11 protein-coding genes and 1 pseudogene are annotated in these 13,730 nt (G+C 65.4%); 1 reads left to right on the top strand and 11 read right to left on the bottom strand.

From position 1 onward, the window contains the following. Nucleotides 1-8: 8 nt before the first annotated feature. The 8 genes and pseudogenes from ACVJ5M_RS14680 to ACVJ5M_RS14645 all read right to left on the bottom strand — a co-directional run bounded on the left by ACVJ5M_RS14680 (nucleotide 9) and on the right by ACVJ5M_RS14645 (nucleotide 8,373). Nucleotides 9-728: an ABC transporter ATP-binding protein gene (locus tag ACVJ5M_RS14680; RefSeq protein WP_283017245.1), complete on the bottom strand. Its 720-nt coding sequence runs from the start codon at nucleotides 726-728 to the stop codon at nucleotides 9-11. Then, nucleotides 721-1,477, bottom strand: a pseudogene (locus ACVJ5M_RS14675) (ABC transporter ATP-binding protein). The gene ACVJ5M_RS14680 and the pseudogene ACVJ5M_RS14675 overlap by 8 nt, the downstream one beginning before the upstream one ends. Next, nucleotides 1,474-2,472, bottom strand: coding sequence for a branched-chain amino acid ABC transporter permease (locus tag ACVJ5M_RS14670; protein WP_354098250.1), 999 nt, complete (start codon nucleotides 2,470-2,472; stop codon nucleotides 1,474-1,476). The pseudogene ACVJ5M_RS14675 and the gene ACVJ5M_RS14670 overlap by 4 nt, the downstream one beginning before the upstream one ends. After that, nucleotides 2,469-3,344: a branched-chain amino acid ABC transporter permease gene (locus ACVJ5M_RS14665; protein ID WP_071911591.1), complete on the bottom strand. Its 876-nt coding sequence runs from the start codon at nucleotides 3,342-3,344 to the stop codon at nucleotides 2,469-2,471. Before ACVJ5M_RS14665 ends, ACVJ5M_RS14670 begins: the two co-directional genes overlap by 4 nt. An 11-nt stretch (nucleotides 3,345-3,355) precedes the next feature. Next, entirely contained in the window at nucleotides 3,356-4,597 is a 1,242-nt protein-coding gene (locus tag ACVJ5M_RS14660; protein WP_283017248.1) for an ABC transporter substrate-binding protein, read from the bottom strand. Between the two features lie 22 nt (nucleotides 4,598-4,619). Beyond that, nucleotides 4,620-6,995 (bottom strand): xanthine dehydrogenase family protein molybdopterin-binding subunit, encoded by a 2,376-nt coding sequence (locus tag ACVJ5M_RS14655; protein ID WP_283017249.1) that lies wholly within the window; start codon nucleotides 6,993-6,995, stop codon nucleotides 4,620-4,622. Further along, complete coding sequence (locus ACVJ5M_RS14650) at nucleotides 6,992-7,516, bottom strand: (2Fe-2S)-binding protein (RefSeq protein ID WP_283017250.1); 525 nt, start codon at nucleotides 7,514-7,516, stop codon at nucleotides 6,992-6,994. The genes ACVJ5M_RS14655 and ACVJ5M_RS14650 overlap by 4 nt, the downstream gene beginning before the upstream one ends. Then, complete coding sequence (locus tag ACVJ5M_RS14645) at nucleotides 7,513-8,373, bottom strand: FAD binding domain-containing protein (protein WP_354098249.1); 861 nt, start codon at nucleotides 8,371-8,373, stop codon at nucleotides 7,513-7,515. Before ACVJ5M_RS14645 ends, ACVJ5M_RS14650 begins: the two co-directional genes overlap by 4 nt. Nucleotides 8,374-8,630: 257 nt before the next feature. Between ACVJ5M_RS14645 and ACVJ5M_RS14640 the strand changes: the two genes are divergently transcribed. Beyond that, entirely contained in the window at nucleotides 8,631-9,251 is a 621-nt protein-coding gene (locus ACVJ5M_RS14640) for a TetR/AcrR family transcriptional regulator (RefSeq protein WP_354098248.1), read from the top strand. Nucleotides 9,252-9,258: 7 nt separating this feature from the next. On the opposite strand, the gene hutU is transcribed toward ACVJ5M_RS14640, so the two are convergent. Genes hutU through hutI form a run of 3 tightly spaced genes read right to left on the bottom strand, consistent with a single transcriptional unit; the run spans nucleotide 9,259 to nucleotide 13,713 of the window. Next, complete coding sequence (hutU, locus tag ACVJ5M_RS14635; RefSeq protein WP_354098247.1) at nucleotides 9,259-10,929, bottom strand: urocanate hydratase; 1,671 nt, start codon at nucleotides 10,927-10,929, stop codon at nucleotides 9,259-9,261. Nucleotides 10,930-10,942: 13 nt separating this feature from the next. Next, nucleotides 10,943-12,502: a histidine ammonia-lyase gene (hutH, locus tag ACVJ5M_RS14630; protein ID WP_354098246.1), complete on the bottom strand. Its 1,560-nt coding sequence runs from the start codon at nucleotides 12,500-12,502 to the stop codon at nucleotides 10,943-10,945. Continuing rightward, nucleotides 12,499-13,713 (bottom strand): imidazolonepropionase, encoded by a 1,215-nt coding sequence (gene hutI, locus ACVJ5M_RS14625; protein WP_135216086.1) that lies wholly within the window; start codon nucleotides 13,711-13,713, stop codon nucleotides 12,499-12,501. Before hutI ends, hutH begins: the two co-directional genes overlap by 4 nt. Between the last annotated feature and the right edge of the window lie 17 nt (nucleotides 13,714-13,730).

Raw genomic sequence — 13,730 nt, 5'->3', positions numbered from 1 at the left:
CGCGGCCGTCACACCGCGCAATAACGCTCCTGGATGTCCTTGTCCGCCAGCAGCGCCGCGGCGCTGCTTTGATGCACGACCTCGCCCTGGTCGATGATCACCGCGCGGTCGGCCAGCCGCAGGGCCCATTCGACGTTCTGCTCGACCAGCAGCAGTGTCTTGCCCTCGTCGCGCAGGCGGCGGAACAGCACGCCCATCTCCTCGACCAGGACGGGCATGATGCCTTCCGAGGGCTCGTCGAGCAGGATCATCTTGGGCTTTGCGATCAGCGCGCGGGCGATCGCGAGCATCTGCTGCTCGCCGCCCGAAAGCGTGACGCCCTCCTGATCGAGGCGTTCCTTCAGGCGCGGAAAGGTTTCGGCGATCTCGTCGATCGCGGCGCGCTCCTCGATCTCGCTTCCGGCCGCGACCAGGCCGAGGCGGAGATTTTCGCGCACGGAGAGCCCGGGAACGATGCGGCGCTCCTCCGGCACATAGGCCAAACCGAGATGGAAGCGCTGATGAGCGCGGAGCGGCAGCAGCTCCCTGCCCGCAAAGCGCACGCGGCCGGTCGCCTTCGGCATCAGACCCATCATCGCCCGCAGCGTCGTGGTCTTGCCGGCGCCGTTGCGGCCGACGAGAGCTACCACCTCGCCCTCCTTCACGTGCAGGGAGATGCCGTGCAGGATATGGCTTGCGCCATACCAGGCGTGGAGGTCATCGATTTCGAGCAGCGCGGTCTCAGCCATAGCCTTCACTCTGTCCGAGGTAAACCCGCCGGACTTCCGGGTTGCTCCTGATCTCGTCGGGCGCGCCGTCCGCCAGCAGACGGCCGTGATGCAGCACCACGACACGCTTGGACAGGCCGAGCACCATCTTCATCTTGTGCTCGACCAGCAGCACCGTGCGCTTCTCCGCGAGCCGTTCGAGCAGCGCGACCATGTCCTTGGTCTCTTCCGGCCCCATGCCGGCGGTGGGCTCGTCGAGCAGGAGCAGCTCGGGCTCGGAGACCAGCGCGATCGCGATCTCCAGCGCGCGCTGCTGGCCGTGCGAGAGGAATTTTGCTAAGTCGGCGCGCTTGCCGAGCAGTCCCGACCGCCTCAAGCGCCGCGTCGGCGCGCGCGTTCAGCTCCGTCAGCCGGGCGCGGTTGCGCCAGATGTCGTAGCTCACGGTCAGCGCCTGGGCCGCTACGCGCACATTCTCGTGCACGGACAAGTCCGGAAAGATGTTCGTGATCTGGTAGGAGCGCGAGATGCCCTGATGCACGAAGCGGTGCTGCGGCAGGCCGTTCAGTTCGCGTCCCCTGAAGTGCAGCGTGCCCGACGTCGGGGCCAGCGCGCCGGAGAGGATGTTGAAGAAGGTGCTCTTGCCAGCGCCGTTCGGCCCGATGATCGAGGTGAGCTGTCCCGCCGCAAAGGACACGGTAATGTCTTCGAGCGCGACGAAGCCGCCAAAACGCTTGCCGACCCCCTCGACGCGAAGCAGTTCGCCGCTCATGGCCGCGCCTTTCCGATGCCGAGCGTGTCGAGCAGCGTTCCCCAGATCCCCTTGGGCAGGAACAGCACGAACAGCACGAAGATCGCGCCGACAAAAATCTGCCAATGCGGCGTCCAAAGCGAGATGACATCCTCCAGGATCAGGAAGCTCGCAGCCCCGACGAAGGGCCCGAAGAAGCTGCGCGCGCCGCCGAGCAGCACCATCATCACGATCATGCCCGATGTCTGGTAGTGCAAAAGGTCGAGCGGTACGATCGACAGGTGCAGCGCCAGCATGCAGCCGCCAAGCGAGGAGATCGCACCCGACAGCATGAACACGATCAGCTTGCTCCGCTCGACGTCATAGCCGCACGCCCGCGCCCGCTGCTCGTTTTCGCGGATGGCCTCGATGACGGCGCCGAACGGTGAGTTCAGGATCCGCGACTGGAACCACATCGCGAGCGCCGCGAAGGCCATCAGCACGTAATATTTGTTGACGGGGTCGAGGAAATTGACGGGGAAGCCGAACAGGCTGATGCGGTCGACGGTGAAGCCGCGCAGGCCGTTCTCGCCGCCCGTGAAGGACGAGGCTTGCAGCGCGACGTAGTAGACGAGCTGGGCCAGCGCCAGCGTCACCATGGAAAAATAGATGCCGCGGGTGCGCGTCGAGACGATGCCGATTGCGGCGGCAAGGCCGGTGCTGAGAAGCACAGCGATCGGCACCGCGGCGAACCAGGGCACGCCGTAGCGGCCGATCGCAATACCCGTGAAGTAGGCGCCCGCGCCGAAGAACGCCGCCTGCCCGAACGACAGCAGCCCGGTGTAGCCGAACAGCAGATTGTAGCCCATCACCACGACGCCGTAGATCAGGACGTTGACGGCCAGCGCCTGCGACGGCAGCAGCCATGGCAGCACGGCCAGCACCGCGATGGAGAGCAGGACGCGCTGCTCGAGAATCCAGCCGAGCCCGCGGGACGAGGGCTTGGCGACCGCTTCGCCGTTCGATGGTGACCTCACGCGGTCCTCCCTCTCACGCCGAACAGGCCTTGCGGGCGGATCAGCAGCACAATCGCCATCAGCGCGAACATCACGATGGTCGCCATTTCAGGTGCGAACAGCGCCACCAGGCTGATGGAGATGCCAACCATGAGGCCGGCGACGACTGCGCCGACGATCGAGCCGAGCCCGCCGATCACGGTCACGACGAAGGCCTCCGCCAGTACCAGCGAGCCCATCTCCGGATTGACGCTGCGCATGGGACCCGCGAGCACACCACCGAGCGCGGCAAGTCCGACGCCAAGGCCAAAAATCGCGAGCCAGACCCGGCCGATATCGACGCCGAGCACCTGCATGATGGTGGGATCGCGGGCGCCCGCGCGCACAATGAGGCCGATGCGGGTCTTCTCCAGCGTCAGCCAGAGCACCAGCAGCACCACCGCCACCAGCGCGATGACGAACAGGCGATAGCGCGGGAAGAAGCCGATGCCGAGATCGAGCACGCCGACGAGCTGCGGCGGGGTCGGAAACGGAATGCCGTCGCTGCCGAACACGATCCGCACGCCCTCGACCAGGATGTAGCTGAGGCCGAAAGTGAGCAGCAGTGGATCGTCGATCGAGCGTCCATAAAGTCTTCGGATCAGGACGAACTCGATCAGCATGCCGAACGCGCCGATCAGGATGGGAGCGAGCAGCAATCCCCACCAGAAACTGCCGGTGAGCGACGCCAGATACAGCCCCGCATAGGCTCCGATCATAAACAGCGCGCCATGGGCGAAATTGACCACCCCGAGCATGCCGAACACGATGGTCAGTCCAAGCGCAGTGATCACCAGGACCGCCCCAAGGGCGATCCCGGAAAGAAGCTGCATGATGATCAGCGACAGGTCCATCGGTTGAGGCTTCAGGTCGCGTGGCCGAGCTCGCTGCAGCTGCGCAGCATATCATCGGAGCCGGTGTCGTTGGCGAGAATCGCAAACAGGTCGTTGTCGTTCGCCATCGCGGACTTCTTCTTGGACTCCAGCACCAGCACCGACTGCACCGACTGGTGGTCGCATTTGCGGTAATGCTGCGGGCCCTTGGTCAAGTCATATTGCAGCTTCTCGAGGGCATCGACGACCTTGTCGGTGTCGGTGCCGCCGGCGGCCTGCATGGCTGCCAGCAGCGATCCGACGCCGGAATAGCCGTAGGCGCCGTAATCGGTCGGGATCGCACCGCCATTGGCGGCCTTGAACGCCGCGTTGAAAGCGGCCGCCGATTTGCTCTGCGGCTCCAGGCCCCAATAGTAATTGGCACCGCCGACCACGCCCTCGAACACGTCAGGGCCGACCGCGAGCCGCTGGTTGTGCAGGATGACGGGCACGACGATCTTCATCTGCTGCTTGACGCCGAAATCCACCGCCTGCTTGATCGCGTTAGCCTGGTCGCGGCCGAAATTGGAAATGCAGAGCACGTCCGGCCGCATCGACATCAGGCGCGGCATGAAGGTGGAATAGTCGGCCGCGCCGAACGGATGAAGAATTTCGCCGACGGTATCGGCGCCGATCGCCGTCTGCGCGCGCTTGAAGCCACGCAGCATCTCGTGACCATAGGCGTAGTCCGCAACGAGATGGGCGACCTTCATGCCCTTCTTCAGCGTCTGCCGCGCCACCGCAGCGGTCGTCATGTGCGGGTTCAGCGCCTCGTGGAACGTATACTTACTGAAATCCTTGGCCTCGTTGATGGTGTCGGACTGGCTGATCGACACGTAGATCACGCCGCGGGCACGGGTGACTTCATTGACGGCGAGCTGCACCGCGCTGGAAAGCGCGCCCACCACGGCGTGGACCTTGTCCTTCTCGATCAGCTCCAGCGTCCGGGTCGCGGCCTCGCCGGCATTGAGCTTGTCGTCACGCACCAAGAGCTCGACCTTGCGGCCGCCGATGCCGCCCTTGTCGTTGACGAGCTTGACGGCGAGCTCGGCGCATTTGACCTGATCGCGCGCCTCAGCGGCGAACGGTCCGGTCAGCGGCGTCGGGAAGCCAATGCGAATCGTCTCGTCCGCGGCGCGGCCGAGCCGCGGCATGGCGAGCAGGGCGGCGCCGGCGGAGAGGCCGGCGAGCGCAGTGCGGCGGGATATTGTCGAGGTCGAACCGGATTTGGGCATGATTTCCTCCAACTGACTTTTTTTAGAAGCGTTTCAGGGCTTTCAGGACTTTTATGGGCGTGATCGGGATCGAATTGATCGTCGCGCCGAACGGCGTGAGCGCGTCGTTGACGGCGTTGAGAACGCAGGCGGATGCCGCCGCCGTGCCGGCCTCGCCAACCCCCTTGGCGCCGAGTTCGGTGTCGGCGGTCGGCGTCTCGACATGGCCGATGACGATGTCGGGCATTTCCATCGGCATCGGAACGAGGTAGTCGGCGAGCGAGCCGTTCATGAGCTGACCTGTCTCGCTGTAGCGGCATTCCTCAAACAGCGCCGCGCCGAGCCCCTGCACGATGCCGCCGCGAAGCTGCTCGTCCACCAGCATCGGATTGATGACGCGGCCGCAATCCTCGACGATGAAGTGCTTCAGCACCTTGATGAAGCCGGTCTCGACATCGACCTCCAGCGAACAGCCCTGGATGCCGTTGGTGAAGGCGAAGGGATAGCCCTGCGGAGCGAAATGATGACTGACGGTGAGCTGCGCCTGTGTGCCGGGCGGCAAGGTGTCGGAGCGGAAATAGGCGATCCGCGCGATCTCGGAGATCGGCAACCGCTGGTTCCGGGTCACGGCGTCGACGACCTCGCCATCGATGATGTCGAGTGCCGACGGCTGCTCCTGAAGAATGAGCGCGGCAATCTCCAGAATATTGCGCTTGAGCACGCGCGTGGCCTGCAGCGCGGTCTCACCGCCGATGCCGGCGCCACGGCAGGCCCAGGTCGCGCCGCCATGCGGCGTCACCTCGGTATCTCCCGTGATGACCTTGACGTGTTCCTGCGCAAGGCCGAGCTGATCGGCCACGATCTGGCTGATGATCGCCTCGGTACCCTGCCCCTGCTCGGTGACCGAGATCAGGCAGCGGACCTCGCCCGACGGCGTCAGGCTGAGGATCGCGCCGTCCTGCGACGAGATGCGCGCGCCGCCGACGCCGTAGAAGGCCGGGCTGGGATTGGTGATCTCGACGAAGGCCGCAATGCCGATGCCGCGATAGATGCCGCGCTTGCGCAAATCGGCCTGCTCGGCGCGCAACGCCTCATAACCCATCATCTCGTGCAGGCGCTTCAGGCAGGCCTGATGCGACAGCGCCTCGAAGCGATAGCCGGTCGGCGAGGTCTGCGGATAGGCATCGTCAGCGATAACGTTCTGCGCGCGGATGACGAAGGGATCGAGGCCGACCTTGGCCGCCGCCATGTCCACCAGCCGCTCGGTGACGGCGCAGGCGATGGGATGGCCGACGGCGCGGTACTGGCTGGTCTGCACCTTGTTCTGGAAGATCACCTCCAGTGTGGCGCGATAGTTCTTGAAACGATAGGGCGCGCCGATCAGGCGGATCACCTGGTTGCCCTCGACCACGCTGGTGCGCGGATAGGTCGAGAACGCCCCGATCGCGGTCAGGTCCAGCACGTCCATCGCCAGAATCTCGCCCTTGGCATCGAGCGCCATGCGGGCGCGGACGCGATGGTCGCGGGCGTGGATGTCGGAGACGAAGGACTCGATGCGGTCGGCGACGTATTTGACGGGACGGCCGAGCAGGATCGACAGGCCGACCACCGCCATGTCCTCGTGATAGACATGCAGCTTCATCCCGAAGGAGCCGCCGATGTCGGTCGCGATCACGCGAACGCGGGCCTCGGGGATACCGTAGTGGCGCGAATAGAGATCCTGGAACTGGTAGGGCGTTTGCGTCGCGTGATGCACGGTCAGCGCACCGGCGGCGGGATCGTAGTCGGCGACGATGGCGCGAGGCTCCAGCGTCACCGCAGTGTGGCGGCCGAAGGAGAACTCCTCTTCCACCACATGCGCGGCCTGCGCAAACGCGTCGTCAACGGCGCCATTGTCGAGCTGGGCCCGGAAACAGGTGTTATTGACACTGCCCGGATTGATCAGCGGGCCACCAACCTCTCGTGCACTGTCGATATCGACCACGACAGGGAGGTCCTCATAGTCGATCTCGATCAGCTCCAGCGCATCTTCCGCAAGCGCCCGGCTCTCGGCCACGACGGCCACCACAGCCTGCCCGGCCCAGACCACGCGGTCGAGCGGCAATGGCAATTGCGGAGCCGACGTCATGCCCTTGAAGTGGTCGAGCGTGCCGGTCCAGGGCGTGCAGATCTTTGCGAGGTCCTCGCCGGTGGCAATGAGATGCACGCCTTCGAGTGCGCGCGCTTGCTCGGTATTGATGGCGACGATCTTCGCGTGCGCATGCGGACTGCGCAGGAAGGCGGCATGGAGCATACGCGGCAAGCGAAGGTCGCTGACATAGCGTCCGCGGCCGGCGAGCAGCCGCTTGGCGTTCGGGCGCGGCACGGAACGGCCGATATAGGAATTAGGGCGGTCGAGCGAGGTCAGTGGCGCGCTCATGTCGCGCCTCCATTTTCATTGCGCGCTTTGGCCACCGCGTCGATGGCGTCGACGATCGCCTCATAGCCGGTGCAGCGGCAATAATTGCCCGACAGCGCGTCGCGGATCTCGTCGCGGCTGGGCAGAGCGATCTGCGAGAGCAACTCGTGCGCATTGACCAGCATGCCCGGCGTGCAGAAGCCACATTGCAGCGCGTTGCGGCGATGGAATTCGGCCTGGAGATCGGCGATCACGCCGCTCTCGGTAAGACCTTCGATGGTATTGATCTTGGCGCCATCGGCCTGCACTGCAAAGATCAGGCAGGAGTGCACAGCGCGGCCGTCGAGCTGCACCAGGCAGGCGCCGCAGGCCCCCATCTCGCAGCCCGCATGCGTGCCGGTCAGTTCGAGCGCGTTGCGCAGGCAATCGACCAGCGTCTCGCGCGGCGCCACCTCGCAGGCGACCTTGCGGCCATTGACGACGAAGCGGACCCGCACGGTCTCGTCGGGGTCGTCCAAAAGGGTTTCGTCAAAACCGCTCATGCGCCCTCACCCAGACGTCCGAGCAGGCGGCCGAGCAGCACGCGGGCAAGATGCAGCCGCATCGCCGGCGGCACCTCGTCGCTGTCCGGCGGGGCGAGATCGCCTTCGAGCGCAGCTTGTGCGGCGGCGATACGCTCAGGATCCAGGTTCGAGCCGATCAGGGTTGCCTCAGCGCCCTTCACCCGCGTCGGTGTATTGCCGACCGAGAAGAAGGAAATGCGGATGTCGTCGATGCGTTCGGCTGTGAAAGTCGCAAGCATGCCGCACCCGACCAGAGCATAGTCCCCGCGCCGGCGCGCCAGCTCGTCGAACGCAAAACGCTGATCAGCTTTGAACAGCGGAACATAGATCGCGGTGATCAGCTCACCGGGCTGCAATGCGGTCTCGAACAGCTCGACGAAGAAGTCGTCGGCTTTCACACGCCGGCTGCCGGAAGGGCCGGCGATTTCGATCTCGGCATCGAGCGCCAGGGTCATCGCCGGGAATTCGGAGGCAGGATCGGCGAGCGCGACGCTGCCGCCAATGGTGCCGCGGTTGCGGATCGCGGGATGGGCGACAAAAGGCGCAGCAGCATGCAGCAGCGGCGCGAATTCGGCGATCAGCGGCTCGCTCAGCATCTCGCAGTGCCGCGTCAGCGCGCCGATACGCAAGTAACCGCCTTCACGCCTGACGCCGCGCAGCTCGTCAATATAGGTGATGTCGATCAGCAAGCGCGGTGCTTGCAGCCGCAGCGACAGTGCCGGTACGAGGCTCTGGCCGCCGGCGATGAAACGCGCGTCGTCGCCGGCGCGGGCATGAGCATCCAGCGCCTGGTCGATCGTCGCAGCACGAAAATAGCTGAAAGCCCTCGCCTTCACCGCCGTTTCCTCGAGATCCGTCGGCTCATCAGCCGGGATGCCAGATTTGTAACCATCTGGTCTCAAAATCCTGACACGCCGCCGGGAGGCGGTCAACAGGAAATGACCATTTGGTCACAAATGCACCTTTAGGCTAAGAAGGCAGCCTGAGATTGCTAAACAGCGACGAAATGGCCCGAAAAGCGCAGAAACCAGCGAAGCGACCGGTCCGGAAGCGGACGGACACAGGCAGCAAGTCCGCGCCAAAGCGCCGCAACATGCGTGCGGCCGACCGCGAGCGCGCGATCGTGGACGAGGCGATCCGCTTCTTCGCCGAGCATGGCTTCGAGGGCCAAACCCGCGAACTCGCCAAACGCATGGGCATCACGCATTCGGCGATCTATCGCCACTTCCCGAGCAAGGAGGCGCTGATCGAGCGGGTCTACCAGGAGGTCTATCTCAGCCGCTGGTCGCCCGACTGGGGGCCGATGATCCGCGACCGAACCTTGCCGCTCGAGGCACGGTTGACGCGCTTCTATCTCGACTATGTCGAACGCGTGTTCGAGTACAATTGGGTGCGGATCTTCGTCTTCTCCGGCATGAAGTCGTTCGGCATCACCGGCCGTTATCTCGACATTGTCCGCCGCGAGATCATCGAGCCCGCGGCGGCCGAGCTGCGCCACGATTTGAAGCTGCCCGATGCAAAAGCCCATCCGCTCAGCGAACGCGAGACCGAGCTGTTCTGGGGCCTGCACGGCCGCATCTTCTATCTCGCCATCCGCAAGTTCATCTACGAGACGCCGATCCCGCCCGATCTCGACGCGATCGTCCGCGACGCCGTCCAGACCTTCATGGACGGCGCGAAGATGACGATGCCGAAGCTGCTGGTGAGCGACTGAAGCGTAGCTATTTCGCCAAGCTCGGCAGATCGAGCCCCTTGTCGCGGGCGCAGTCGATCGCGGTCTCATAGCCTGCATCGGCGTGGCGCATGACGCCGGTCGCGGGATCGTTCCAGAGCACGCGCTCGATCCGCTTGGCCGCTTCCGGCGTACCGTCGGCGACGATCACCATGCCGGCATGCTGCGAGTAGCCGATGCCGACGCCGCCGCCATGGTGCAGCGAGACCCAGGTCGCGCCGCTGGCGCAATTGAGCAGCGCGTTGAGCAAAGGCCAGTCGGACACCGCATCCGATCCGTCCTTCATCGCCTCGGTCTCGCGGTTGGGGCTCGCCACCGAGCCGCTGTCGAGATGATCGCGGCCGATCACGATCGGCGCCTTCAATTCGCCACGTGCCACCATCTCGTTGAAGGCAAGGCCCAGGCGATCTCGGTCGCCAAGGCCGACCCAGCAGATCCGCGCCGGCAGGCCCTGGAACTTGATGCGTTCCTTGGCCATATCGAGCCAGTTGTGCAGATGCTTGTCGTCAGGCATCAGCTCCTTGACCTTGGCGTCGGTCTTGAAGATGTCCTCGGGATCGCCCGACAGCGCAGCCCAGCGGAATGGCCCGACGCCGCGGCAGAACAGAGGGCGGATATAGGCGGGCACGAAGCCCGGGAAATCGAAGGCGTTCTTCAGGCCCATGTCCTGCGCCATCTGGCGAATGTTGTTGCCGTAGTCAAGCGTCGGAATGCCCTGCGCATGGAAATCCAGCATGGCCTGGACGTGCTCAACCATCGACGTCTTCGACGCACGCTCGACGGCTTTCGGATCGGAAGCGCGCTTGGCTTCCCAATCGGCGAGCGTCCAGCCCTTTGGCAAGTAGCCGTTGATCGGATCATGCGCGCTGGTCTGGTCGGTGACGATGTCGGGCTTGACGCCGCGGCGCACCAGTTCGGGGAAAATCTCCGCGGCATTGCCGAGCAGGCCGACCGAAACCGCCTTCTTCGTTTTCGCGGCCTCTTCCATGATCGCCAGCGCCTCGCCGAGCGTTGTAGCCTGTCGATCGAGATAGCCGGTACGCAGTCGCATCTCGATGCGGCTCGGCTGGCATTCGACCGCGAGCATCGAGGCGCCCGCCATGGTCGCGGCCAGCGGTTGCGCGCCGCCCATGCCGCCGAGACCGGCGGTGAGAATCCATCTTCCCGCGAGGCTGCCGCCATAGTGGCGCCGGCCGACCTCGACGAAGGTCTCGTAGGTGCCCTGCACGATGCCCTGGCTGCCGATATAGATCCAGGAACCTGCGGTCATCTGGCCGTACATCATCAGGCCCTTGCGATCGAGCTCGTTGAAATGATCGAGCGTCGCCCAATGCGGCACGATGTTGGAGTTCGCAATCAGGACGCGCGGGGCATCGGCATGGGTACGGAACACGCCGACCGGCTTGCCGGACTGGACCAGCAGCGTCTCGTCATTCTCGAGCTTGCGCAAGGCCGCCGTGATGCGGTCAAAGCTCTCCCAGTCGCGCGCGGCGCGGCCAATGCCGCCATAGACGACGAGCTCGCTCGGACGCTCCGCGACATCAGGATCGAGATTGTTCATCAGCATGCGCAGGGGCGCTTCCGTCAACCAGCTCTTGGCGCTGATGTCGCTGCCGCGGGGGGCGCGGATGGTGCGGTCATTGTCCAGTCGGCGGTTCATGCGGAGCACCTCTTTAGTCAAGTCTCGGGAACGGATCGGTTGGAAGCGCCGCGATCGCCACGGCCGGTAGCGCATCGGCTTCGATCAGCGCAGCCGCCTTGGCGAGATCGCCGGCCATGTAGCGGTCGGCGCCGAGCGCGGGCACATGCTCGCGAAGCGCAGCGATGACGGCTGCGAGTGGCGCGCTGGTCGCGTGCGGCGCGCGCAGCGTGATGCCTTGTGCGGCCACCAGAAGCTCGATGCCGAGGATGGCGGCGAGGTTATCGGCCATATCCGAGAGGCGACGCGCGGCGTGCGCGGCCATCGAGACATGGTCTTCCTGGTTGGCGCTGGTCGGAGTGGAGTCGATCGAGCAGGCCGCCGCACGCTGCTTGTTCTCGGCGTAGAGCGCGGCGGCCGTGACCTCGGCGATCATGAAGCCGGAATTGATGCCGGGATCGGGCGTCAGGAACGGCGGCAGACCAAAATTGAGCGCGGGATCGACCAGCGTCGCGATGCGCCGCTCGCTGATCGCGCCGATCTCCGACAGCGCGAGCGCGATGGCGTCCGCCGCAAAGGCCACCGGTTCGGCGTGGAAATTACCGCCGGAGACGATCTCGCCGGTCTCGACCAGGACGAGCGGATTGTCGGTGACGGCATTGGCTTCGACGATCAGCGTGCGGGCGGCCTGCGTGATCAGGTCGAGCGCAGCGCCCGCGACCTGCGGCTGGCACCGCAGGCAATAGGGATCCTGCACGCGCTCGTCACCTTCGAGATGCGACAACCTGATATCGCTGCCGTCGAGCAACGTGGTCAGCGTCGCGGCGGCAGCGATCTGTCCGGCGTGACCGCGCAACGCCTGAATCTCGGGGCGGAACGGCGCCGTCGAGGCCATTGCGGCATCGACTGACAGCGCGCCGGTGACAAGCGCGGCGCGAGCCAGGCGAAACGCGCGCAGCACGCCGGAGATAGCGTAGGCGGTCGAGAACTGCGTGCCGTTGATCAGCGCGAGTCCCTCCTTGGGACCCAGCGTCAGCGGCGCGAGACCGGCGACGGCGAGTGCCTCACGGCCGGAGACAGTCTTGCCATCGACGATCGCCTGCCCCTCGCCGATCATCACCGCCGTCATGTGTGCGAGCGGCGCAAGATCGCCGGAGGCGCCGACCGAGCCTTGCTGCGGCACCAGCGGATAGACGTCCTGCGCCAGCATGGCCTGCAACTGCTCGATCACCTCGCGACGCACGCCGGAGGCACCGCGGCCGAGCGAGACGATCTTCAGCGCCATCATCAACCGTACGATCGGCTCCGGCGTGGCCGGGCCGACGCCGCAGCAATGCGAGACGATGAGATTGCGCTGGAGCAGCGCGGTCTGGTCGGGCGGAATGCGCTTCGAGGCCAGTTTTCCAAAACCGGTATTGATGCCGTAGACCGGCGCGGCGGCGTGTGCTGCCTTTGCGACGATCTCCGCCGCCGCCTCGACGCGCGGCCAGAATGACGGGTCGAGTACGACGGATTGTCCCTTGAGCACGCGCGCGAGATCGTCGAGGCTGACCGTTCCCGGCTTGACGACGATCGCTGCGCCCTGTTCCGTCACTGTCCCCTCCACACCCGGCGATGCAGCGGATTGAAGCCGATGCGGTAGACGAGCTCGGCGGGCCGCTCGATGTCCCAGATCGCGAGATCGCACCACTTCCCTGCTTCCAGCGTGCCGGTCTCATTGAGCACGCCGAGCGCACGCGCGCCTTCACGGGTGACACCAGCGAGGCATTCGGCCACCGTCATCCGGAACAGCGTCGCGCCCATGTTCATCGTGAGCAGCAGCGATGTCAGCGGCGAGCTGCCGGGATTGCAGTCGGTCGCGAGCGCCATGTGGACGCCGTGCCTGCGGAACGCTTCGATCGGCGGTTTCTGCGTCTCGCGGATGAAATAGAAGGCGCCGGGCAGCAGCACGGCGACAGTTCCGGCCTTCGCCATTGCGGCGGCGCCGGCCTCGTCGGTGTGCTCGAGATGATCGGCGGAGAGCGCCGAGAATTTTGCGGCAAGTGCTGCGCCGCCGAGGTTCGACAGCTGGTCGGCATGGAGCTTGACCGGCAGCCCAAGCCCCCTCGCCGTCTCGAACACCCGCGCGGTCTGCTCGGCCGAGAACGCGATACCTTCCATGAAGGCATCGACGGCATCGGCAAGACCGGCCTTTGCGACCGCCGGCAGCATCTCATGACACACGAGATCGATATAGCGATCCTTGTCACCGCCGGCCTCCACGGGCAGCGCATGCGCCCCGAGCAAGGATGTGCGGATCGCAACCGGCCGCTGACGGCCGAGGATGCGCGCCGCTGAGAGCTGTCGCATCTCGGTATCGATATCGAGGCCGTAACCGGACTTGATCTCGATGGTGGTGACGCCCTCGCCGATCAGCGCATCGAGCCGCGGCATCGCGCTCGCAACGAGCTCGGCCTCGCTCGCCTTGCGTGTCGCGGCGACTGTCGAGACAATGCCGCCGCCGGCGCGCGCGATTTCCTCGTAGCTTGCGCCTTTCAGGCGCAGCTCGAATTCATGCGCGCGGTTGCCGCCGTAGACGAGATGGGTATGGCAGTCGACGAGGCCGGGCGTGATCCAACGCCCCTCGCAATCGATCCGCTTGATCGCGTCGGCGTCAACAGGAAAATCCGCCGCTGCACCCGCATAGACGATATGGCCGCCGCGCGCGGCGATCACGCCATGCTCGATCTCGCCGAGATCGGGACGGTCGGCCCGCATCGTGGCGAGCCGGGCGTTGTGCCAGATCCGGTCGAAGCGCTCTGCCATGCAATGGTCCCTTCGTG

It is taken from the genome of Bradyrhizobium sp. S3.7.6, from assembly GCF_054061875.1.
The sequence above is the reverse complement of the archived record's forward strand: the minus strand, read 5'-3'. Positions and strand labels throughout refer to the sequence as shown.

Excerpts from the sequence above, each read along its gene's own strand:
- ACVJ5M_RS14680 (WP_283017245.1), bottom strand. The coding sequence starts at position 728 with ATGGCTGAGACCGCGCTGCTCGAAATCGATGACCTCCACGCCTGGTAT.
- ACVJ5M_RS14665 (WP_071911591.1), bottom strand. The coding sequence starts at position 3,344 with ATGGACCTGTCGCTGATCATCATGCAGCTTCTTTCCGGGATCGCCCTT.
- ACVJ5M_RS14660 (WP_283017248.1), bottom strand. The coding sequence starts at position 4,597 with ATGCCCAAATCCGGTTCGACCTCGACAATATCCCGCCGCACTGCGCTC.
- ACVJ5M_RS14655 (WP_283017249.1), bottom strand. The coding sequence starts at position 6,995 with ATGAGCGCGCCACTGACCTCGCTCGACCGCCCTAATTCCTATATCGGC.
- ACVJ5M_RS14650 (WP_283017250.1), bottom strand. The coding sequence starts at position 7,516 with ATGAGCGGTTTTGACGAAACCCTTTTGGACGACCCCGACGAGACCGTG.
- ACVJ5M_RS14640 (WP_354098248.1), top strand. The coding sequence starts at position 8,631 with ATGCGTGCGGCCGACCGCGAGCGCGCGATCGTGGACGAGGCGATCCGC.
- hutU (WP_354098247.1), bottom strand. The coding sequence starts at position 10,929 with ATGAACCGCCGACTGGACAATGACCGCACCATCCGCGCCCCCCGCGGC.
- hutI (WP_135216086.1), bottom strand. The coding sequence starts at position 13,713 with ATGGCAGAGCGCTTCGACCGGATCTGGCACAACGCCCGGCTCGCCACG.